General features: G+C 73.0%; 26 protein-coding genes and 2 tRNA genes. 20 read left to right on the top strand and 8 right to left on the bottom strand.

Annotation, left to right across the window (positions count from 1 at the left end):
* Nucleotides 1-49: 49 nt before the first annotated feature.
* The 6 genes from WEB03_RS11190 (at nt 50) to WEB03_RS11165 (ending at nt 5,009) form a co-directional block, all read left to right on the top strand.
* The gene (locus WEB03_RS11190; protein ID WP_368071028.1) at nt 50-412 is read left to right on the top strand and encodes a Rieske (2Fe-2S) protein; all 363 of its coding nucleotides are present in this window, start codon (nt 50-52) and stop codon (nt 410-412) included.
* Nucleotides 413-1,615 (top strand): glycosyltransferase, encoded by a 1,203-nt coding sequence (locus WEB03_RS11185; protein ID WP_368071027.1) that lies wholly within the window; start codon nt 413-415, stop codon nt 1,613-1,615. It abuts the gene before it with no gap.
* Entirely contained in the window at nt 1,612-2,172 is a 561-nt protein-coding gene (locus WEB03_RS11180) for a DUF3105 domain-containing protein (RefSeq protein WP_368071026.1), read from the top strand. Before WEB03_RS11185 ends, WEB03_RS11180 begins: the two co-directional genes overlap by 4 nt.
* A gap of 60 nt (nt 2,173-2,232) precedes the next feature.
* A complete protein-coding gene (locus tag WEB03_RS11175) occupies nt 2,233-3,234 on the top strand; it encodes a caspase family protein (RefSeq protein WP_368071025.1) in 1,002 nt (333 codons plus the stop codon).
* A gap of 10 nt (nt 3,235-3,244) precedes the next feature.
* On the top strand, nt 3,245-4,210 hold the full coding sequence (locus WEB03_RS11170) for a zinc-binding dehydrogenase (RefSeq protein ID WP_368071024.1): 966 nt from the start codon (nt 3,245-3,247) through the stop codon (nt 4,208-4,210).
* A 97-nt stretch (nt 4,211-4,307) separates the two neighbouring features.
* Nucleotides 4,308-5,009: a helix-turn-helix domain-containing protein gene (locus tag WEB03_RS11165; protein WP_368071023.1), complete on the top strand. Its 702-nt coding sequence runs from the start codon at nt 4,308-4,310 to the stop codon at nt 5,007-5,009.
* A gap of 1 nt (nt 5,010) precedes the next feature.
* Here WEB03_RS11165 and WEB03_RS11160 read toward each other — a convergent pair.
* Nucleotides 5,011-5,083 (bottom strand) — tRNA-Asn (locus WEB03_RS11160).
* A 128-nt stretch (nt 5,084-5,211) separates the two neighbouring features.
* Here WEB03_RS11160 and WEB03_RS11155 point away from each other — a divergent pair.
* Entirely contained in the window at nt 5,212-5,589 is a 378-nt protein-coding gene (locus WEB03_RS11155; RefSeq protein WP_368071022.1) for an ACT domain-containing protein, read from the top strand.
* Between the two features lie 24 nt (nt 5,590-5,613).
* Here WEB03_RS11155 and WEB03_RS11150 read toward each other — a convergent pair whose 3' ends face one another.
* The 4 genes from WEB03_RS11150 to WEB03_RS11135 all read right to left on the bottom strand — a co-directional run bounded on the left by WEB03_RS11150 (nt 5,614) and on the right by WEB03_RS11135 (nt 8,992).
* Complete coding sequence (locus WEB03_RS11150; protein WP_368071021.1) at nt 5,614-6,222, bottom strand: DsbA family protein; 609 nt, start codon at nt 6,220-6,222, stop codon at nt 5,614-5,616.
* A 108-nt stretch (nt 6,223-6,330) separates the two neighbouring features.
* Entirely contained in the window at nt 6,331-6,741 is a 411-nt protein-coding gene (locus WEB03_RS11145; protein ID WP_368071020.1) for a hypothetical protein, read from the bottom strand.
* 64 nt (nt 6,742-6,805) lie between these two features.
* A complete protein-coding gene (locus tag WEB03_RS11140) occupies nt 6,806-7,645 on the bottom strand; it encodes a slipin family protein (RefSeq protein ID WP_368071019.1) in 840 nt (279 codons plus the stop codon).
* Nucleotides 7,646-7,654: 9 nt separating this feature from the next.
* Nucleotides 7,655-8,992 (bottom strand): nodulation protein NfeD, encoded by a 1,338-nt coding sequence (locus WEB03_RS11135; RefSeq protein WP_368071018.1) that lies wholly within the window; start codon nt 8,990-8,992, stop codon nt 7,655-7,657.
* A gap of 185 nt (nt 8,993-9,177) precedes the next feature.
* Between WEB03_RS11135 and WEB03_RS11130 the strand changes: the two genes are divergently transcribed.
* A complete protein-coding gene (locus WEB03_RS11130; protein WP_368071017.1) occupies nt 9,178-9,525 on the top strand; it encodes an MTH1187 family thiamine-binding protein in 348 nt (115 codons plus the stop codon).
* Here WEB03_RS11130 and WEB03_RS11125 read toward each other — a convergent pair.
* Nucleotides 9,505-10,512, bottom strand: coding sequence for a DMT family transporter (locus tag WEB03_RS11125; RefSeq protein WP_368071016.1), 1,008 nt, complete (start codon nt 10,510-10,512; stop codon nt 9,505-9,507). The genes WEB03_RS11130 and WEB03_RS11125 overlap by 21 nt on opposite strands.
* A 396-nt stretch (nt 10,513-10,908) precedes the next feature.
* Between WEB03_RS11125 and WEB03_RS11120 the strand changes: the two genes are divergently transcribed.
* From WEB03_RS11120 to WEB03_RS11110, 3 genes are all read left to right on the top strand, one after another.
* A complete protein-coding gene (locus WEB03_RS11120; protein ID WP_368071015.1) occupies nt 10,909-11,478 on the top strand; it encodes a transglycosylase family protein in 570 nt (189 codons plus the stop codon).
* Between the two features lie 101 nt (nt 11,479-11,579).
* Nucleotides 11,580-11,822, top strand: a complete 243-nt coding sequence (locus WEB03_RS11115) for a hypothetical protein (RefSeq protein ID WP_368071014.1) — start codon at nt 11,580-11,582, stop codon at nt 11,820-11,822.
* Between the two features lie 103 nt (nt 11,823-11,925).
* On the top strand, nt 11,926-13,131 hold the full coding sequence (locus WEB03_RS11110) for an acyl-CoA dehydrogenase family protein (RefSeq protein WP_368071041.1): 1,206 nt from the start codon (nt 11,926-11,928) through the stop codon (nt 13,129-13,131).
* Nucleotides 13,132-13,163: 32 nt separating this feature from the next.
* On the opposite strand, the gene WEB03_RS11105 is transcribed toward WEB03_RS11110, so the two are convergent.
* Nucleotides 13,164-13,991: an EamA family transporter gene (locus tag WEB03_RS11105; RefSeq protein ID WP_368071013.1), complete on the bottom strand. Its 828-nt coding sequence runs from the start codon at nt 13,989-13,991 to the stop codon at nt 13,164-13,166.
* Between the two features lie 127 nt (nt 13,992-14,118).
* Between WEB03_RS11105 and WEB03_RS11100 the strand changes: the two genes are divergently transcribed.
* From WEB03_RS11100 to WEB03_RS11060, 9 genes are all read left to right on the top strand, one after another.
* Nucleotides 14,119-14,583 carry a YkvA family protein gene (locus tag WEB03_RS11100; protein ID WP_368071012.1) on the top strand — a complete coding sequence of 155 codons (465 nt, stop codon included), beginning with the start codon at nt 14,119-14,121 and terminating at the stop codon, nt 14,581-14,583.
* Nucleotides 14,584-14,644: 61 nt separating this feature from the next.
* Nucleotides 14,645-14,718: transfer RNA gene (locus WEB03_RS11095), tRNA-Ile, on the top strand.
* Nucleotides 14,719-14,910: 192 nt separating this feature from the next.
* Nucleotides 14,911-15,462: a MauE/DoxX family redox-associated membrane protein gene (locus WEB03_RS11090; protein ID WP_368071011.1), complete on the top strand. Its 552-nt coding sequence runs from the start codon at nt 14,911-14,913 to the stop codon at nt 15,460-15,462.
* Nucleotides 15,459-16,232 (top strand): hypothetical protein, encoded by a 774-nt coding sequence (locus WEB03_RS11085; protein ID WP_368071010.1) that lies wholly within the window; start codon nt 15,459-15,461, stop codon nt 16,230-16,232. The genes WEB03_RS11090 and WEB03_RS11085 overlap by 4 nt, the downstream gene beginning before the upstream one ends.
* A 71-nt stretch (nt 16,233-16,303) precedes the next feature.
* Entirely contained in the window at nt 16,304-16,915 is a 612-nt protein-coding gene (locus tag WEB03_RS11080; protein WP_368071009.1) for a hypothetical protein, read from the top strand.
* A gap of 22 nt (nt 16,916-16,937) precedes the next feature.
* Entirely contained in the window at nt 16,938-17,420 is a 483-nt protein-coding gene (locus WEB03_RS11075; protein ID WP_368071008.1) for a hypothetical protein, read from the top strand.
* Nucleotides 17,417-19,084, top strand: a complete 1,668-nt coding sequence (locus WEB03_RS11070; RefSeq protein WP_368071007.1) for an LGFP repeat-containing protein — start codon at nt 17,417-17,419, stop codon at nt 19,082-19,084. The genes WEB03_RS11075 and WEB03_RS11070 overlap by 4 nt, the downstream gene beginning before the upstream one ends.
* Nucleotides 19,085-19,152: 68 nt before the next feature.
* Complete coding sequence (locus tag WEB03_RS11065; protein WP_368071006.1) at nt 19,153-19,830, top strand: S-layer homology domain-containing protein; 678 nt, start codon at nt 19,153-19,155, stop codon at nt 19,828-19,830.
* Nucleotides 19,831-19,855: 25 nt separating this feature from the next.
* On the top strand, nt 19,856-20,716 hold the full coding sequence (locus WEB03_RS11060) for a molybdopterin-dependent oxidoreductase (RefSeq protein WP_368071005.1): 861 nt from the start codon (nt 19,856-19,858) through the stop codon (nt 20,714-20,716).
* Nucleotides 20,717-20,738: 22 nt separating this feature from the next.
* Here WEB03_RS11060 and WEB03_RS11055 read toward each other — a convergent pair whose 3' ends face one another.
* A complete protein-coding gene (locus WEB03_RS11055; protein WP_368071004.1) occupies nt 20,739-21,224 on the bottom strand; it encodes an SRPBCC family protein in 486 nt (161 codons plus the stop codon).
* Nucleotides 21,225-21,262: the final 38 nt, after the last annotated feature.

The raw sequence follows: 21,262 nt of genomic DNA, 5'->3' as shown, positions 1-21,262 counted from the left end.
GACACGACCGTGCGAGCAGGTGCAGCAACGATGTCGGGATGGTGCTGACGTGCGTCTGCGCCGTCGCCGTCCTGACGCGGGACCGCCGGGGACGGTGGACGTCGCCGCGAGCGGCGACGTGCCCACCGCGCCACCGTTCCTCGAGGTCAAGGTCGCGGGGGAGCGGGTCCTGCTGGTGCGCACCCCGGCCGGGTTGGCCGCGTTCGGGGCCGCCTGCCCCCACCTCGGGCAGCCGCTGAAGCGAGGTGAGCTCGACGGCACCACGTTGACCTGCCGTCACCACCGACACCGCTACGACGTCACGGACGGCACGTGCGTGTGGCCGGGACCGGGCGACGACGGACTGGTGCTGCTCGAGGCCGGTGAGACGGACGGTCGCGTGTGGGTCCGACCGCCCACGGGGAGGGGCTGAGTGGCGATCATCGCGTTGATCGTCGGTCCCGACCCCGGACACGCGCTTCCGATCCTCGGCATCGGAGCGCAGCTGCGTCGGCGTGGCCACCGGGTCGTGGTCTGGACCGGCACCCGACACGCCGGGCTGGCGGCGCGGCACGACATCGAGTGGCACGAGCTCCCGCTGCTCGCTCCTCAGCCAGGTGACGACGACCTCGGCGTGCGGCTGCACGTCCGCCCGATGGCGATGTCGCGCGCGCTGACCCCGCAGGTGGCGGCGTTCGAGCCGGCCCTGGTGGTGGTGGACACCCTGACGCGCGCCGGTGCGTTGACCGCAGCCACGCTCGGGATCCCCGCCGTCGAGGTCGTCCCGCACCACCTGCCGGATCCGGATCCTGACCTGCCACCGATCGGGCTCGGCCGGCCGCTGCCTCGGACACCCTGGCGCCGGTTCGACGACCGCCAGCTCGTGCGATGTCAGCTGCGCTCGAACGCCGAGGGGGACCGGGCCGCGGCCGCCGCGGCGGCCGAGCTCGGCCTGGCGGGGTGGCCCGCGCCGGCGCTCCGGCTGCTCCAGACGCTGCCCTCCCTGGAGCGCCCGCGGCGCCGGTGGCCGGCGAACACCCTGATCGCGGGGCCGTTGGCGCTCGACCCGGATCTGCCGCCGCTGGCGCCGCCGGACGGCGACGCCCCGCTCGTGGTCGTCACCGACTCCACCGCGACCGGCCTCGACCGCTCGCTGGCCGACGTCGCCCTCCTGGGTCTGGCCGGCCTGGACCTGCGGCTGGTGGTCACGACGACCTCGCTCCCTCCGCGCCGGGACCACCGGACCGTGGTGGGCGTCGGCCCGCACGGCCCGCTGCTGGCCGAGGCGTCGGTGGCCGTCTCCCCGGCGGGTGGCGGGTTCCTGGTCAAGGCGGCGGCCGCGGGCGTGCCACAGGTGGTCGTCCCCCTCGCGGGTGATCAGCGCGAAGCGGCGGCCCGTCTGCGTGACGTCGGTGCGGGCCGCGTCCTGCGGCCGGCCCGCTGCACGCCACGGGCGCTCCGGTGGGCGGTGGTCCGTGCGCTCACCGATCGCCGGATGCCCGACGCCGCGGCGCAGCTGGCACGCGAGGCCGAACCGCTCGGCGCGTCGTGGGCGGCCGACCGCTGCCTCGAGGTGCTCAGCGACCGGGACCCGGGGACCGCTTCAGGTCCCGCCGCACGGAGGGTCGCTCCGTGAGCGGTCTCCCGCCGCACCGGCACGGTGGGACGCCGTCCTCGCCCCCGGACCGGGGTCGCACGCTCCGGCTGTTCGCGGTGGCCGCGTTGGGGCTGCTGGTCGCCGGCTTCGCAGCGGGAGCGCTCTTCGGCCGCGTCGATCCGGAGCGGGCGGCGCGGGTGGTCGTCGCCGAGTTCACCACGACCGCGGACGGGCCCGCGGACGCGCCCGGGCCCGATCCGGACCTGCCGGTGACGGGGCCACAACGCGGTGATCCGATCTGCGGCCGCGTCGACGATCCGCTCAGCCCCGAGCAGCAGGTCGAGACGCTCGCGGCGGGGGTCGTGCTGATCCACCACCCACCCGACCTGGCCGGCGACCAGTTCGAGGTGCTCGCGGCGTTGGCTGAGCGTGACCGTGTCGCGGTCGCCCCGCACGCCTCGCTCCCGGACGGGGTCACCGTCGTGGCCACCTCGTGGCGCCAGCGGATGCCGCTCGAGAGCGTCGATCGCGACCTGCTCGACGCGTTCGTGACCGGGCACGCCGACCGTGCCCCGGCGGTCGCGCACTGCCCGTGACGCCGGGCCGGTCGGCCTGGTCGTCGGTACCGTTGGTGGACGTCGGGCCGGGAGGGGACGGTGCAGCTGCGCGGCATCGTCGCGGTGCTGGTCGCCGTGGCCTCGGCGATCGCTCTCACCGGCCTGTCCTACCTCGGTTCCGCACGGACCCCGGGCGCCTCGGCCGCCGCGGACGTGCTCGTCCAGCCGGACGGCGATGCTGGTGGGCTCGCGGCGTTCCTCGAGGTGCGCGCGGATGCACCGGCGGCGCAGGCCCCGCCCGGTCCGGACGACGACCCGGAGCGTCGCGCCGCCTTCGCCCGCAGCTTCCCCGTCCAGGAGGCGGCGACCCGGGGGACGGGACGGGGGGAGGACGGGTGGGCGGTCCTCATCGGCATCAACGAGCACCTCGGCGCCGTCCCCGACAACTTCGTCTCGCGCGAGGACGCCGAACGGCTCCGGGAGCTGCTGCTGCGCGCCAGCTGGTCCGACGAGCGCATCGTGCTGCTGACCGACCGCGATGCCACCGGGGACATGATCCGCGAGTCCGTCGCGTGGCTGGCGCGCAAGGCCGGTCCGGAGTCGACGGTGGTCTTCCACTACTCCGGCCACTCCAAGAAGTGGTACGGCGCTGGTGGACGCATCGACGATCAGGCCCTGTGGCCGACCGACGACGACTTCGTCCGGCGCAGCGAGCTCGCCGACGCGCTCGGCGCGGTGACCCACGACGCCTTCTGGGGCAACGTCGCCGCCTGCGAGGCGGCTGGGTTCTCGCTCCAGGGACTCACCGCACCCGGACGGGTGTGGACCTTCTCCTCCGAGGCGGACGAGAAGTCCTACGAGGACCCGCAGGCCGGCCACTCGGTCTGGGGCGCGTTCCTCCTCGACCGCGGGCTCTGGCAGCGAGGTGACGATCCGCCGTCGGTGCAGACCGCGTTCGCCGAAGCCGCACCCCTCGCGAGCCACTACACCTCGCTGCAGGTGCCGTACGGCCCGCAGACGCCGGTGATCGTCGACGAGCTCGGCGTGCCCTTCGACCTGATGGCCGTGCCGACGCGCGTCACCCCGCCGGTGGGTCAGTAGGGTCGGAGCCATGTTCTCCATCACCGCCTCGCACCCGTCCCCGGACGACCCGCTCGCCGCGCTCGTGCTCGGCGACCACCCCGATCCGTCGCCACCTCCCGGGTGGGAGGTCGTCGAGGTCCGCGCCGCGGGGCTCAACCACCACGACGTGTGGACCCTCCGCGGGGTCGGGATCGACCCGGACCGGATGCCCATCGTCCTCGGTTGTGACGCGGCAGGCGTCACGGCGGACGGCCGCGAGGTGGTCGTCCACGCGGTCGTCGCCGACCCGGACGGTTCCGACGAGACGCTCGCGGATGACTTCTCGATCCTCTCGGAGCGCTACGACGGCACCTTCGCCGAGCGCGTGGCGGTCCCGTCGCGGAACCTGATCGACAAGCCCGCCTCGCTGTCCTTCGCCGAGGCGGCGTGCCTCCCCGTCGCCTACCTGACCGCCTACCGCATGCTGTTCACCCGTGGTGACCTGCGGCCCGGCGAGCGGATCCTGATCCAGGGTGCCGGCGGCGGCGTGTCCACCGCGCTGCTGCTCCTGGCCCGAGCCGCGGGGCTGCACGTGACCGTCACCTCGCGCGACGAGGACAAGCTCGCTCGCGCCGAGGAGCTCGGGGCCCACCTGGCCGTCGCCAGCGGTGAGCGGCTGCCCCACAAGGTCGACGCCGTCATGGAGTCGGTCGGCGAGGCGACCTGGAAGCACTCCCTGCGCGCGCTCCGTGCCGGGGGCCGGATCGTGGTCGTCGGCGCCACCTCGGGCATGAACCCGCCTGCGGACCTCGCACGGGTCTTCTACCGCCAGCTCGAGGTGGTCGGCTCGACGATGGGTACCAAGCAGGAGCTCGAACGGCTCATCTCCATGCTGGACGCGACCGGGGTCCGGCCGCTCATCGACGACGAGTACGCCCTCGCCGACGCGCGTGACGCGTTCGCGCGGATGGTCGACGGCGACGTCTTCGGCAAGCTCGTCCTCACCGCCACCTGAGCCCCTTCGTGGCCGTGTCGCAGGTGGCCCGTACCGTCCGTCGAGTCGCCACCGGACCCGGTGGCGGCACCCCGTGGGGGCGGGGAGAGGACGACCTGTGGGCTACCGCGGGAAGCTGGAGGAGCGAGCGCGCGCCCGCGAGCTACGCGCCCAGGCGTGGACCATGCCCGAGATCGCCGAGCACCTCGGCGTGTCGCGGAGCTCGGTGTCGCTCTGGACCCGGGACGTCCCGTTCGACCCGTCGGCTCGCCGCTCCGCGAGGACCGATCGGCGGCCGCGAGGTAGCGACCACCCCATGCGCCGCCGCAAGCTCGCCGAGATCGCCCACTACGACGCGGCTGGCCGCCGCGACCTGGCCGAACTGACCGACCGCGAACTGCTCATCGCGGGGCTGGGTCTGTACGCCGGTGACGGGTCGAAGCGCGATGGGGAGGTCCGGTTCGCGAACAGTGACGCCAGCCTCATCGAGTTCTTCTGCAGGTGGCTGCGGACCTGCTTCACGGTCGACGAGGATCGGCTCCGGGTCCGTCTGTACCTGCACGAGGGACTCGATCTAGCGGTCGCACAACGGTTCTGGAGCGACCGAACGGGGATCGACAAGACCAGGTTCACCAAGGCTTACCGCGCTGTGCCGGACGCGACCATCCGGCACAACAAGCACCGGCACGGCTGTGCACACGTGAGCTACGCATCGTCGGCGGTTCACCGACAGATCATGGGGCTGATCCGTGCCCTGTACGGCTACGGGCTCGAGCCCTGGAACGACGAGGAGCGACCGCCGTCGGGCGATCGCTCCTGAGCTCCGGGGGCCGGGCTCGAACCGGCGACATCCTGATTAACAGTCAAGCGCTCTGCCAACTGAGCTACCCCGGAAGGTGCCCGCACGAGCGGGACGGCGGGGAGTGTAGCTACGACCCACGGTGGCGCCGAACGGAGCACACTCGGCGCGCAGGGAGCCGGCGCGGCTCTAGGCTCGGGTTCCACGACGAGGGAGCACGCTGGTGCGCAAGGACCTGGTGATCATCCCGGAGGACCGCCCCGGGGTCGTCGCCGAGCTCGGTGAACGACTCGGCGAAGCCGGCATCAACATCGAGGGCATCAGCGCCTTCACCGGCCAGGGCAAGGGGATCGTGCACCTGCTCGTGGACCGGGCCGACGAAGCGGTGCAGGTGCTGCGCGACGCCGGGTTCGACGTCCGCGCAGCACGACGCGTCGTCGTCGCGCCCCTCCCCGACGAGCCGGGGCACCTCGGGCGGGCGACCCGGACGCTGGCCGATGCGGGCATCAACATCGAGCAGGCCTACATCGCCGCCGGCAGCAAGCTCGTGATCGTGTGCGACGAGGTCGATCGCGCCAAGGAGCTGCTCGGTATCGAGTGATCGGTCGCGGACGCCGACCGGTCGTCACATCGGCAGGTCGGTCTGCTTGAACTCGTGGAGCGTCGGGAACCCCTCGACGAGGTCCAACACCCGTTCGATGCTGCGCGTGGCGTGGGCCGCGTCGCCGTCGGGGCGGTCCATCAGGCGGACGAACACGGCGCGTTCCCCGGCGATGAAGGTCGGGACGCCCCACACCTCGTGGTCCTCGACGCCTGCGTCGTGCTCCTGCTGGAGCTGCTTGAGGACGGCGGGGTTGCGAGCCTCGTCGAGCACGGCCGGCCCGTCGAGGCCGACGTCGGTGAGGACCCGTGCGAGCACCGCCTCGTCCTTGATGTCGGCGCCCTCGTCGTGCCGTGCGGCGAACAGCGCCCGGTGCGCCGCGAGGAAGCGATCGGGCTGCTGGTCCCGCACCACGAGACCCGCAGCCAGGGCGAGGATGCCCGACTCGGCGAACGGCTCGTCACGGACCCAGACGTCGGCGTCACCCTCCGGGACGTGCCCCTGCGCCAGGCTGTAGGGGGTGAAGGTCACGTCCCAGTCGGCGCCGGCCTCGAGCGCCGCGACGATGTGCTCGTTGGCGTTGCGAGCGAACGGGCACAGGTAGTCGAAGGTCAGGGCGAAGCGGCGGGTCACGGGAGCTCCAGGCGTGGGTGGCGGGGGTGGGACCGGGGGAGGTTCGTCGGGGGGAACGTGTGAGGATGAGCCGAACTTCCCCGGGTGAGCGCCGGTCGGACAGGTCGGTCAGAGGCCGAAGCAGCGCAGGATCGGCACCGCCTCGCCGCACCCGGTCTGGACGGCACGGAGGGTCAACCCGAAGGCCACGAACGCTCCGAGCGCCAGCCCGACGTACTCGCGTTCGCCACGACGCAGGCCGGCGAGCCGGCCCGCCACGATCGCGATGAGCGGGAACAACGAGCCGTAGAGGTAGTGGAACCACGGCACGCTGTCGCCGACGACGCGGCGCCCCATGACCAGCAGCACGATGCCGAACACGGTCTGCACGATCAGCAGGTTCTCGGTCCAGTGCTGCACGGCCCACAGCGCCGTCGGGGTCTCACGGCGACCCATCAGGCGGAGGACGAGACCGCTCAGCACGATCACGACGAACAGCACGACGATGATCGTGCCGAGCACGCGGTGGAAGGTGGTCACGTCGGGAGCGCTCGCACGTCGGGATCGTGCCGGGACGGTGGCGGTGAGGGTAAGCCGTCCGCGGTCAGGCGCCGTCGCTTGGAACGTCGGTGGCCCGGGCTGCGTCGCCGCGCCACGCCTGCGGGGTCACATCGTCGCCCTCGGCACGTCCACCGGCGGCACGATCGACGAACCGCAGCAGCTCGATCGGCACCGGGAACACCAGCGTGGAGCTCTTGTCCTCGGTGACATCCGACAGCGTCGACAGCAGCCGCAGCTGCATCGCGCCGGGTTCGGTCGCCATGACCGCGGCGGCTTCCGACAGGCGCTTCGCGGCCTCGAACTCACCCTCGGCGTGGATCACCTTGGCGCGGCGATCACGCTCAGCTTCTGCCTGCCGGGCCATGGCGCGCCGCATCGACTCCGGCAGCTCGACGTCCTTGACCTCGACGAGAGTCACCTTGATCCCCCACGGGTTGGTGAGGTCGTCGATGATCGACGCGAGCCGGTCGTTGATCTCGTCGCGGTTGACCAGCAGCTCGTCGAGCTCGACCTGACCGAGGATCGATCGCAGCGTGGTCTGGGCGACCTGCGAGGTGGCGAAGAGGTAGTTCTGGATGTTGACGACCGCCGCGACCGGCTCGACGACGTTGAAGTAGGTCACGGCGTTGACCCGGATCGTGATGTTGTCCCGGGTGATCACGTCCTGCGGTGGGATGTCCATCGTGACCGTCTGCAGGTTGACCTTGACCATCTTGTCGATGATGGGGATCAGGAAGAACAGGCCCGGTCCCTTGGCGCCGATGACGCGTCCGAGGCGGAAGATGACCCCGCGTTCGTACTCGTCGACGATCCGGACCGAGGACACGACGATGCCGAACAGCACCACGAACGCGAGGCCGAGGCCGACGAGCAGGGGGTCCACGGGGTACTCCTAGGTGGTGGGGTGGTCGTGCGGGATCTCGTTGTACCGGTCAGCCGGGACGACGAGGAGATCGAGGTTGTCACGGCCGACGACCGTGACGCGGTCGGCGTCGCGGAGCGCGTCGGCCGGGTCGGCGGGCCGCAGCCGCCACCAGGTGCCGTCGAGTCGGGCGCGTGGTCGCCCCTGGCTGGCGCCGGTCACCTCGACGGTGCGGCCCTCGAGGTGGTCGGCGTAGCTGACGGTCGGCGCGTGCCGGGTCCGGGTGGCGGCCCGTCCGAGCAGGATGGTCAGGCCCGCGACGATGGCCGCCGTGGGCAGCAGGACCGCGAGGTCGACGCCGAGCCCGGTGTCGGAGGGGAACAGGAACAGCCCACCGAGCACCAGGGCCGCGGTCCCACCGCCGGCGCCCGCGCCGATCCCGGGGGCGAACAGCTCGACGATGAACATCGCGGCGGCCAGCACCAGCAGCGCGATGCCGGCCACGTTCACGGGCAGGACGGCGAAGGCGAACATCGCCAGGATGATGGACGTCACCCCGACCACACCGCCGAGGCCGACGCCGGGGTTGGCGATCTCGTAGACGATGGCCAGCGTGCCGAGCGACAGGAACACGAACGCGAGGTTCGGGTCGGCGAGGAAGCCGAGGATCCGACGGGCGGTCCCGACGGGCAGGTCCACGAGTTCGGCGCCGGCGGTTGCGAGGGTGACGGTCTCGTCGCGGACGGTGACCTCGGTGCCGTCGATGAGCTGGAGGAGCTCCTCGGTGGACCCGGCGATCAGGTCGATGCCGCCCTCCTCGAGCGCGACCTCGGCGGTGACCGACCGTCCGTCGCGGACGGCATCCACGGCGAGGTCGACGTCCCGGTCGCGCGCCCCCGCGATCGCCTCGGCGAAGGCGGCGATGTTCTCGGTGATCTTGGCGTCGAGGTCCTCGCCCTGTCCACCGATCGGGGTCGCGGCCCCGATGGTGGTCGCGGGCGACATGGCCGCCACGTGGGCCGCGTACGTGATGAACGTGCCGGCCGAGCCCGCGTCGGCTCCGGCGGGGGCCACGTGCACGATGACGGGGAGCGGCGCGTCGAGGAAGCGCTGGACGATCCGGCGGGTCGAGTCGACGAGCCCGCCGGGCGTATCGAGGCGCACGAGCAGCGCGCGGTGACCGGCCGCGGCGGCACGGTCGATGGTGTCGCCGAGGTGGTCGGCCGTCACGGGTGTGATGGTGCCGGTCACGTCGGTGACCCCGACGCGCGCTGCCTCGCCATCGACCGCGAGTCGGGCGTCCACGGGTCCGGCGACGGCCACCCCGAGGGACGCGGTGAGGCCGGCGACCAGCGCTGCGAACACCACCGCGACCCGCACCTGCGTCCGTCGCTGGTGGCGTCCGGAGCGGCATCCGGCCGGGCTTCCCATCACGGCCCCGAACACGGCCACAGCGTGTCGCCCTTCCACGAGCTCGGTACGGACCTGGAGGCTAGCGTGCGGACCTCCTCCGGCCCCGGGGGAGCGGTGTGAACGCGTGCGGAGGTCGTCCGGTGATCGCAGCCTTCTCGATGAGTCCGATGGGCCCGTCGGACTCGGTCAGCGCTGAGGTCGCCGAGGTGGTCCGGCTCGTCCGCGCGTCGGGTCTGCCCAACGAGACCAACGCCATGTTCACGCTGGTCGAGGGGCCGGTACCGGAGGTGTTCGACCTGATGCAGCGGTGCATCGAGCTGCTGCTCGAGCGGGGTGCGCCGCGGGTCGCCGCCACGATCAAGCTCGACGTGCGGCCGGGTCACGAGGACGGTCTGCGATCGAAGCTCGTCAGCGTCGAGGCCGCGCTCGAACGCGACGCGACCGAAAGGCCCTCGTCGCCGACCAGGTCAGGCGCGGCCGGCGGGTGAGACGGGCAGGTCCTGGCGCCGTGAGGTGATCCACGCGCCGCCGATGACGAGCACGGAGCCGAGTGCGGCCAACGGGTGCAGCTCCTCGCCCGCCAGGCTCACGCCGAGGGCGATGGCGACGATCGGCGTGAAGTAGATGGCGATGGATCCACGGGGCCCGCCGACGCGGCCGACGAGCGTGGTCATCAGCACGAAGGCCAGACCGGTGCCGAGCATCCCGAGCGGGACCATCGCCGCCGCTGAGGTCCAGGACCAGGTCGATCCCGACGCCGTGGCGAGTCCGAAGGGCACCACGACGACCATCGCTGCCAACTGCGCCCGCAACAGCACGGGCAGGGCCCCGTAGCGCTGTTGGAGCGGTACGGCGAGGTTGGCCGACAGCCCGTAGAGCACGACCGCGAGCAGGACCAGCAGGACGCCGAGCACCGCAGCGCCGGAGCCCTGCGTCGCGATGGCGTCGGTCGGCAGCTCGGGGAGGGAGATCAGCACGATGCCTGCGAAGCCGAGCAGCAGACCGGTGGCCTGGCGGCGGTTCGGCCAGCGTCGCAGCAGCGCTGCGGCCCACACCGCCGTGGTGAGCGGGACCGCCGCGTTGAGCATCCCGGCCACCGAGGAATCGATCCACTGCTGGGCGACGGGGAACAGGATCAGGGGCACGCCCATCCAGGTGACGCCGAGCAGCGCGATACGTGGCAGGTCCTGTCGGTCGACCGACGCCCGTGCGCGGGGGACGACGGCGAGAGCGAGCGCGCCGAACGCCACGCGCATCAGGGCGACCAGGCCCGGCGTGAAGTCGCGCAGGCCGATGTCGATCAGCAGGAAGGACGACCCCCAGATGACCGCGACCGCGGCGAGCAGCCCCCACTCGGCCGAGCCGAACGCGCCGTGGGAGGAGCCGTCACCGATCGCGAGCAGGCGCCCGCGCCCGCGTTGACCCTCAGGGGTGGTCGGCGGGTGGAGGGGGGGTCGTTGGGCTGGGGGCGGCACGCACGTCCCGTCGGCTGGCGTCCGGTGCACCGGACGGACCGTCCAGCTTACCGAACCCGGCGTCCGGTGCTGCGCCGCCCTCGGGCGACCGCCGCGTGGACGCCCACCCCCGGATCCGCGCGTTGCGCGCGCCGCAGACGGGCGCTCACCGCAGCAAGCACTCCGGTCGACGGCTCGAGCCGGATCGGCTCGGAGGCGGGTCTAGGGCCCCACACGTGGTGGGTTCCGGCTCCGACCCCTGACCGGAAGGACAGGCGCCGCTGCTGGCCGATCCCGCGGCACCCCCCACAGTCCGCGTCTCGACAGGAACCCCCGGGCCGTCCAGCTCCCGTTCCCACCGTGCGCCGCAGAGGCGCCGGGACGCCCGCTCCCCCTGACCCCGATCCAGGAGACCGTGTGTCCCGTCGTGCCCGCACGGCCGCGCGTAGCCCCCGCACCGCGACCAGACTGTTGACCGCTGGCGCGCTCGTCGCGCTCGGGACGGTCTCGACCGTCGCCGCCACCGCGTCCGAGGCGCCGGTGGACGACGAGCAGGTCGAACGGATCATCTCGGTCACGCCGGCCGACCGCATCGAGCCGGTCAGCGCCGACACCGACCGGTTGACGACCGCGATGTTCGCCGCGATCGACGCCCGCGCCGAGCTCGATGCGCAGGCGCCGCCGCCACCCCCGCCGCCGGAACCCGAACCGGAGCCCGCTCCCGCTCCCGCGCCCTCCAGCACCAGCAACGCTGGGGTCTGGGACCGCCTCGCCCAGTGCGAGTCGGGAGGGAACTGGTCGATCAACACCGGGAACGGCTACTACGGCGGCCTCCAGTTCGCGCTGTCGAGCTGGGAAGCCGTCGGTGGTACCGGGTACCCGCACGAGGCGTCGAAGGCGACCCAGATCGAGATGGGTGAGCGCCTCCAGCGGATCCAGGGGTGGAACGCCTGGCCGTCCTGCGCCCGTCAGCTCGGCCTCATCTGATCCGCGCCCGTTCCACCACGTCGAGGGAACCCACCGGGCTCCCTCGACGCTTGTCGTAGGCTGTCGACCCCCGCGAACGTCCCCACCGCTCGGGAGGCCTCGTGCGCGTCCGCTCGCTCGTCACGCTCGGTACCGGTGCGGCGCTCGGCGCCGGCGTCATGTACCTGCTCGACCCCGATCACGGCCCGGAGCGCCGTCGTGAGGCTCGACGCAGCGCGTTGCGTGAGGCTCGCCGTGGTGCGGTCCGAGTTGCCGTGCGAGCAGCGGAACGTGCCGAGGAGGTCGCGACGGCGGCCGTCGCGGGGTACGTGGAGGCACGCGGTGTCGCGGGCGAGGCTCGCTGACGCGTCGTGATCCGGCGGGCTGCCGGCGGGCCCCCGGTACGCGCCCTAGCGTTGCGGCTCCCTGTGCTGGACGACCCGGGAGCCCTCCGTGACCGACCTCGACCTGTCCCTGAGCCCGCGCGGTGCCGAGCTGCGCGACGAGCTGCAGGACTTCCTCGACACGCGCATCCTCCCGAACGAGGCGGTGTACGCGGAACAGATCGCGGCTTCCGGTGACCGCCACCACCACCCGGCGATCCTCGAGGAGCTGAAGTCCGAGGCCCGCCAGCGTGGGCTGTGGAACCTGTTCCTGCCCGACGAGGAGCACGGCGCGGGTCTGACCAACCTCGACTACGCCTACCTCGCGGAGCTCACGGGCCGGTCGGTGCTCATCGCGCCCGAAGCGCTCAACTGTGCGGCGCCGGACACGGGCAACATGGAGGTGCTGCACATGTTCGGCACCCCGCAGCAGCAGGAGGAGTGGCTCCACCCGCTGCTCGAGGGGGAGATCCGGTCGGCCTTCTTCATGACCGAGCCGGACGTCGCGTCGTCGGACGCCCGCAACATCGCGTCACGCATCGAGCGCGACGGCGACGAGTACGTCATCAACGGCCGCAAGTGGTGGTCGTCGGGCGCTGCCTCCGATCGCTGCAGGATCGGGATCTTCATGGGGGTCACCGACCCGAACGAGTCCCCCTACCGCCAGCAGTCGCAGATCCTGGTGCCCATGGACACCCCGGGCGTCCGGGTCGTCCGCGAGCTGCCGGTCTTCGGGCACTACGACGGTCACGGCGGGCACCCGGAGGTGGAGTTCGTCGACGTCCGCGTGCCGGCGAGCAACCTCATCGGCGCGGAAGGCGACGGGTTCGCCATCGCCCAGGCGCGGCTCGGTCCCGGCCGCATCCACCACTGCATGCGTCTCATCGGCATGGCTGAACGCGCCGTGGACCTGATGTGCGAACGGGCCCTCGCACGTGAGCCCTTCGGCCGGCCGATCGCCGACCAGGGCGTCTTCCACCACTGGCTCGCCCAAGCCCGGGTGCGGATCGAACAGGCTCGCCTGCTGACCCTGAAGGCCGCCCGCTTGATGGACACCGTCGGCAACAAGGGGGCGCGGCTGGAGATCTCGGCCATCAAGATCGTCGCCCCGTCGATGGCCGAGTGGGTGCTCGACAAGGCGATCCAGACCCACGGGGCTGGCGGCTTCTCGGACGACTTCCCACTGGCGCTGATGTGGGCCCACGCACGGACCCTGCGCATGGCCGATGGCCCGGACGAGGTCCACGAGATGGCGCTGGCACGCCGCGAGCTCAAGCGCTACCGCGACTGAGCGACGAGCAGAGCCACGCCGCGAGCAGCGGGCTAGAGCGCGACGAGGGCCGATGCGACGAGCGCGAGGACGACCCCGCTGATCTGCAGCCGGGACAGCCGCTCGTCGGTCAGCCGCCGTGCGAGCAGCACCACCGCGACCGGGTAGAGCGAGGTGAGCAGCGCCGTCAGCGACAGGGCGCCGGTCCGCGTCGCGAGCAGGAACAGCACGTTGGCCGCCATGTCGGTCATCCCCGACGCGATCACGAGCGGCGCCGTCGCCCGGTCCGGCAGGCGGCGCCGAGCCACCAGCAGCACGACGGCCAGCAACACCGCACCGCCGAGCCTGGCGCCGAGCAACGGCCACAGGCCGGAGGTCGGCGGTGTCGCGTCGAGCGCGACGAAGAAGCCGCCGAACGATGCCCCGGCGAGGAGCGAGAGGACGGTGCTCGCGGTGTGGACCTCGGCGAGCTGCCGTGGGCGCACCGCGACGAGGACGACCGCAACCAGACCCGCCACGATGCCGAACACATCGAGGGTGGTGACCCGTTCACCGGCGAGGAGCACCCCCCACCCGACCGGGACGGCAGCGCCGACGAGGGCCGCCAGAGGCGACACCACCCCCATCGGGCCGATGGCCAGCCCGCGCAGGTAGAGGATGAGGCCACCGGAGCCCCCGACGCCGGCCACCGCGCCGATCCCGAGCGCCGCCACGCTCGGCTCACCTGGCAGGAACACCAGGGCGGGCAGCAGGACCACGAGCCCGACGAGTTGGGCGACCAGCGTCACGGTGATCGCGGAGGCGCGCCGGGCGGCCAGACCGCCCGTGACGTCGGAGATCCCGAACGACAGGGCGGACGCGAGCGCGAGGAGGGCGGCCACGTGCACCTCGGGAGCGTACGGGAGGGGATGGGAGCGAGCGCCGCAGCGTAGGTGCGTGCGTGCGACCGGCCCCACGGGTGGGTCGCGGAAGCCCTAGCCTGCGCCCGAACGACCTCGGGAGCGGACGGTGGCGGAAGCGGCACGCAAGCGGCTGGCTGACCAGGTGCTGCGCTCACGGCCGTGGAAGCGCGCGACCGCACGGGCTCAGGAGTACCTGGACGGCGGTCGGGACCTCGGTGCGCTGCTGCGGCGGGTCAACGCCCGCGTCGAGTCGGCACCGATCGTCGGCGATGCGCTCGCCGACACGCGCACGCTGGTCCGGCTGCTGCGCGCGTACGCCGCGGGGCGCTACCGCGACGTGGCCATCGAGGATCTGCTCCTGATCCTCTCCGGGTTCGTCTACCTCGTGTCGCCGCTCGATCTCATCCCGGACGTCGTGGCCGGCGTCGGACTGCTCGACGACGTGGCGGTCCTCGGCTTCGTGCTGCGCTCGCTCCCGGACGTGATCGGTCGTTTCCGCGCCTGGGAGGAGCGGCAGGGCCCCGCCGAGGGCATCGAGGTCGACGCGACCGCCGGCGACGCCCAGGGCTGACGCCCTCCGCCTCCGTCTCCGCGCGGAGCGGCCGCGTCCCACTGCGTAGGCTCCGCCGCGCGGGCGCGTAGCTCAGCTGGTCAGAGCAGCGGACTCATAATCCGTCGGTCGCGGGTTCGAGCCCCGCCGCGCCCACCGGCCACGCCGGCTCCCGGCGTGCGCCCCGAGCCCGGACCGTGCGTTCCTGCTGCGCTCCGGGCGGTCACCCGGGGAGAACGCGTGCGCTGACGCCTCGAACCGGCACCCTCGTTGGCGACCGCGGGGCCACGACGTAGGTTCGCGCGGACTGGACGGTGGCCGCCGGAGCCGCCGCGTCGGGAGTGAAGGTTGCTCGAGCTCGGGGGGGACAGCGGTGCTGTCGCGCTGACGTTGGGCGTGATGGTGGCCGTGGCGAGCGGGCTGCTCGTCCCCGCCGGGATCGCCAAGCTGCGGGCGCCCGCCGTCGCCAGGGAGGCGCTCGGGCTGCCCATCGGCGCGGAAAGACTCGTGCGGCTGCTCGGTGCGGGCGAGCTGGCGCTCGCCGCCGTGGTCCTCACCACGGGTGCAGGACCCGCCGTGGCGCTCCTGGCCGTCACCTACCTCGCCTTCACCGGGGTGGCGCTCCGGCAGCGGTCGCGTGGCGAGAGCTGCGGGTGCTTCGGTGCCAGCGACACCCCGACCGGGTGGCACCACGTCATCGTGGACGCTGCGGCCGCCGCTGCGGCCGGCGCCGCCGTGCTCGTCGGGGTGCCGTCGGCCGTGACCCTCATCGCCGGCGGTCCTCTGGCGGGCGTCCCGACGCTCGTCGCCGGTCTCGTCGCCGTCGCGGCCGTCCAGGTGGTCATCACCGCCCTTCCGGACCTGGCCACCGCCCGTCGCGCCGCTGGAGGTGCCTCGTGACCGCACTCGTCGTCGTCCTGACCGTCGTCGTCGCTGCCCAGCTGGTCCTGCTCGTCGGACTGCTCCGCAGCCACGCCGAGATCCTCAAGCAGCTGCACGCGTTCGGCGCAGGTGTGGACCCGTCGGCCACCGCTGGCAGCCCGGTGACCTCGCCATCGGGGATGCCGACGCCCCAGCCGATCGCCACCCAGCTCGGACCGGTCGCCCCTGCCGAGGGCCGGCGCGCGGTCGACGTCAGCGGCACCAGCCCCACCGGTGACGTCCTCGGCCTGCGCACCGTCGACGTGGACCACGACACCGTCCTGGTGTTCCTGTCCTCGACCTGCGCCGGCTGCGCCCCGTACTGGCGCGAGCTCGAGGACGACCTCGGCGTCCCCGACGGGACCCGGGTGGTCGTGGTGACGCGGGAGGAACCCGACGAGGACGCCGCGGCGATCGCCGACCTCGCGCCGTCGGGCATCCCCGTCGTGATGAGCTCCACGGTGTACGACGACCTCGAGGTCCCGGGGAGCCCGTACGTGGTGCACGTCGAGGGCCGCTCCGGCCGGGTCCGCGGTGAGGGGACCGCCGCCTCGTGGCCGGCCGTGCGCAACCTCCTGCTGCGTGGCGCGGCATCGGACCGGTCGGTCCGCGCCAAGGCGGCGGCGGACGCCCGACGCGAGCGGGACGCCGACCGCCACCTTCTGGCCGCGGGGATCAGCCCCGGTGACCCGTCGCTCTACCAGCGCGCCGACGGGACCGTCGTGCCCGTGGACGGGGCCGCGTCGTGATCCTCGCCTTCGGACTGACCATCGCTGCCGCGGCCGCGCTCCGCAGCAGCTGGAGCCCCTGAGGGGTGTCGATGCTCGCCAGCATCTCCCCGGTCGGGGAGGCCGCACGAGGACAGCGGTGGCCCATCACGGCCACGGCCTACCTCGTGGCGTCCGCCCTCGGCGGCGCGAGCGTCGGTGCGCTCGCGGGTCTGCTCGGTTGGGGGCTGTTCGCGCTCGTCGGTACGCCGCCGGTCGGGGCCCTCGTCGCGGTGCTGGTCGTCGCGTCGATCGTCGCGGTCCTGGTCGACCGCGGCGCCTTGCGCGTGCAGCTTCCGAGCTGGCAACGTCAGGTCGACGAGCGCTGGCTGACCAGCTACCGCGGGTGGGCCTACGGCGCCGGCTTCGGCTTCCAGCTCGGCGCAGGCGTCCTGACGCGGATCCCCTCGGCAGCCTTCCACCTCGTGCTGCTCGCCGCGGTCGCCACCGGGTCGATCACCGCGGGGGTGCTCATCGGCCTGTGCTTCGGCACGGTCCGGGCGCTGCCGCTGCTGCTCGCCGGGCGGCACCGCGACCCCGCGAGCCTCAACGCCTTCCACCAGCGCATGGACGCGGCCGCCCCCGTGGCGGGACGCGTCACCACCACCGTCGTGGCGCTCGCCGCGGCGGCTCTGACCACCGCCGCCGTCGCCGTCGCCGGCTGACCCACCACCTCGGAGACACCACATGCAGGTACGAGGCTTCGGCATCCGCGCCGACCTCCCGCGCGGTTGGGAGGGGGCGTTGCGCACCGCTGCGCCCGAACCTCCCGCGCCGGGGGAGGCCCGAACGCTGTCGGTGGAGACGCACCCGGTGCTCCACGCCGGGACCTTCCCCCTTCCGGTGGACCGCGGCGACTTCGGGTCGGGTGCGGTCGAGACCATGCGGGAGGGTGACACCTTCGTCGCCCTGCTCGAGTACGGGCCGCAGGAGGCCGACACCCCGCTGTTCGAAGCTCAGGGGCTGCCGCGTCGCCTCGACCCACGCCGGTTCTCGGGCAGCTCGCTGCAACGGGTGATCCCCGGCCAGGCGGGGTACCAGGCGTTCTTCACCGAGGCGGGCCGCGCGTTCTGCCTCTACGTCGTCCTCGGCGCCGAGGAGGACAAGCTCGTCCAGGTCCGTCGGGTCGAGCAGATGCTCGCCTCCATCGTCATCGAGCCGACCACGTGAGCACCGCCACCAACCCGCAGCCCACCGCCCCGACCGAGACCGACGCGCCGATGTCGGTGCGGCTCGTGGACCGGCTCGGCCGCGCGCTCGCGGGCTCCGGCCTGACCCGGCGGCGGTTCCTGTCACGCGTCGCCGTGGTCGGAGCGGCCGTCGTGGTCGATCCGATCCGGTACGCGATCAAACCCGGCTCGGCCTACGCGCAGGTGTGCGGTGACGGCGCCTCGTGCACCAGCGGCTGGACCGCGTTCTGCTGCACGGTCAACGCCGGCGCCAACACCTGCCCGCCGGGGTCGTACGTCGCCGGGTGGTGGCGTATCGACGACTCACCGTTCTGTTTCGGAGCCGCGCGCTACGTCATCGACTGCAACCGGTCCCCGAACGCCACCTGCTCCTGCCGCTGCGCCGACGGCGCGTGCGACAAGCGTCGGGTGTGCTGCAACAACTTCCGGTACGGCCAGTGCAACACCCAGATCCGAGGCGTCACCGAGGTCGTCTGCCGCGTGGTCACGTGCACGGCCCCGTGGGTCTGGGACCGCGCCTGCAGCACCACCGTCCGGGTCGATAACCGCACCCGGTCGCACAACGCGTCGTGCCTGCCGGGTCGTGATGCGACCCGTATCGACATCAAGTACCAGGACATGGGGATGCGCGGCTCGATCCTCGGTGCGCCGGTCGGCTCCGAACGCGCTTCCGGCCCGGGCCGCTACCGGCGGTACGAGAACGGCACCATCTACTACCGCTCCTCGACCGGCGCTCTCGCCGTCCACGGCTCGATCGACCAGCACTACCGCGAGCGGATGGACGGCATCAACGGGGCCCTCGGCTACCCGACCTCCGAGCCGCAGGGGACCGGCGTGAGCGGGGGCCTCCAGGTGCGCTACGACCGCGGCACCATCTACCGAGCCTCGAGTTCCGTCACCCCCGTGGCGGTGACCGGAGCGGTCGACACCGAGTACCGCAGCCGCGGCGGCCCCTCCGGCTCGCTCGGGTACCCGACCTCCCGGACCGCACGATCGGACGGATCGCAGCTGGTGCGCTTCACCGGCGGCGCGCTCGTCCAGGTCGCCGGTGGACCCGTCGCCGCGGTCACGCTCACCTTCCTCGAGGCCGGCTCGCGGTACCCGACGAGCGACCCGGACCACGTCGGCTGGCCGATCGCCGACGTCATCACCGTCGGCGGCCAGCAGGTCCAGCGCTTCGAGCGGGGCATCGTCACCCGGACCGCGGGTGGTACCGCCTTCGGGATCGGCAGCGACCTCGCCGACCCGTACCTCGAGCTCGGCGGTGCCGCCGGGACGGGTGGTGCACCGCTGCGGCGGGCCACGTTCGTCGCCGGCGGGCGTGCCCGGGTGCTCCACCTCGAGCGAGGGATGCTCGTCGCGGGTCGCACCGGCACCCGTCTGCTGACCGGCGAGGTCCTCGACGCCTACGAGGCCGAGGGCGGCCCGGACGGCCGGCTCGGCCTCCCGACCAGCTCGTCGGTGACCGTCCGCGGGGGCCAGCAGCGGGCCTCGTTCGAACGCGGCGCGATCGTCATCGGCACCGACGGCGGCGTGCAGGTCCTGACGACGCGTTCCGGTGCGACCCCCGATGACCTGGCCACCTCCACCCCGACCGGCGGCGCCCGACGTCGCGGTCGCACCCCCGGAGACGTCGCCCGATGAACGACGACACCACACCCGAGCACCCGAACCACGACCGCACACCGGTCGACGCCCCGAGGAGAACCGCCGTGGTCCTGAACACCCGACGCAAGGTGATCCTCAGCGCTGTCGTGGTGCTGCTCGCTATCGGTGTGCCAGCGGCGGCGAACCACGTCTTCACCGACGTACCCGCCACGAACTCCCACCACGCGGCGATCTCGGAGGTCGCCGACGCCGGGATCACCACGGGCTGCGCAGCGGGCCGGTACTGCCCGGGCAGCCCGGTCACCCGCGAGCAGATGGCGACGTTCCTGACCCGCACCGGCGGCAGCGCGTACGCGGCCGACAGCACCACCGTCCTCGCCGTCGCCGGGGGAGCGGCCAGCGGCGTACCGGTCACCGTCGAGGTCCCTGGCCCCGGTTCGGGTGGTGAGCAGAACGTGGTGCTCCAGGGATCGGTGACCGTCTACGGGACCGGTGCCATCGACGGCTGCCCCTGCGAGGTCGAGGCCTTCCTGTACCGCGCCAGCGACGACGCCAAGAGCCTGTCGTCCTGGGCGATCCTGCCCGGCCAGACGGCGTCCTCCGGGGACGCATCGGTCTCCCTGCCGGTCACCTGGGCGGTGCCACAGAGCTCGGCCGGGTCCGAGCGCTACGACCTCGCGGTGTTCGTCGACCGCACGGCCGTGACCAGCCTGCAGGCGGACGCTGCCCTCACCGCCGTCACGGTGCCCTTCGGTTCCGTCCCGGACCCCGTGACCCCATGAACCGCAGGTGGCGCGGACCACGACGGTGACCGCAGAGATCCTGCGGCTGCTCCGCCGCGCCGATGACGCGTGGAAGAGCGCGCCGAACCTGCCCGAACCCGAGGTCGCGTACGAACGGATCGCCAGGTGGCTCGAGGATGCTCGGGACCTGCTCGACGACGTCGACGACCCCGGCGAACGGGCTGAGCTGGCCACGCGGATCGCGCGACGGCACGCGGACCTCGACATCGCCGCGATCGGGGACGCGCTCGAACCGAGCCCCGGGGTGCGCCACGCACCGACGAGGATCGCGGAGACCGCTGGTGACGGCGGCGTCGACCCCGCCCGGGTGCCTCCGGGGCAGCACCTGACGCCCGGCTGGCCGGTCCTGCACGTCGGCGCCGCACCGGTCGACCCGAGCCCGGACCGTTGGCGGCTGACGGTCACCGGACGGGTGCAGCAGCGTCACGTCCTCACGCTGGCCGACCTGCGTGCTGAGCTGCCGATCGTGCGGTCGACCAGCGACCTCCACTGCGTCACGACCTGGTCACGCCTCGACAACCTCTGGGAGGGCGTGCGTGTCGCTGACGTGATCGCGCTCGCCGGCGCGCGGGACGAGGCCACCCACCTCGTCGCCTCCGGCCACCCCGCCTACAGCGCGAGCCTCGACCTCGTGGCGGCGACCGCCGACGACGTGCTGCTCGCGTGGGGGCACGACGGGGTGCCGCTGGCCGTCGCCCACGGCGGTCCGCTGCGGCTGGTCGTGCCGGCCCGGTACGGCTGGAAGAGCGTCAAGTGGGTCACCGAGCTGAAGCTCACCGAACGGGACGTGCCCGGCTACTGGGAGGAACGCGGCTACCACGACGTCGGTGACCCGTGGCGCGAGCAGCGGTTGCAGGACCTCTAGCCCCCGACCTGCGACCGGCCCCTCAGGCGCCCTGTGCGAGGTAGCGGTCGAGACCTGCCAAGCCCCGACCGATCGCCGCGCGCATGACCGGCTTCAGCGGCGGTGCCAGACGGGCGGGCAGACCGACGGGTTCGAGCGCCATCGTGTACGACACCCGCGTCCGATGAGCGGTCACGGGCAGCAGTTCGACCAGCTCGACGCCCGCACGCGTGCCGGGCAGGTTGGTCGACTCGAAGGTGAACCCGAACCGGACACCGGGCTCCCAGGCGATGAACTCCTCGACCACCCGCAGCGGCCCGACCTTCACCTCACGGGTGGAACCCATCCCGTGCGGCTCGGGTGAGGTCCAGCGGGCCTGGTCCAGGCCCGGGAACCACCGCGGCCACGACGACGCGTCGGCGAGCGCCGCGAAGATGCGGTCGGGACCCGCGATGATCTCGCGCGTGGCGGTGACCCGCAGCGGTGCGGTGGCGGTGAAGGCGACGGTCTCTGGGCGGCAGCTGGTCACGAGGAGCTCCGGATCGGGCGGTCGTGGTCGGTGGCGTC

Source organism: Nitriliruptor sp., assembly GCF_040882075.1.
Taxonomy (GTDB): Bacteria; Actinomycetota; Nitriliruptoria; order Nitriliruptorales; family Nitriliruptoraceae; genus Nitriliruptor.
The sequence above is the reverse complement of the archived record's forward strand: the minus strand, read 5'-3'. Positions and strand labels throughout refer to the sequence as shown.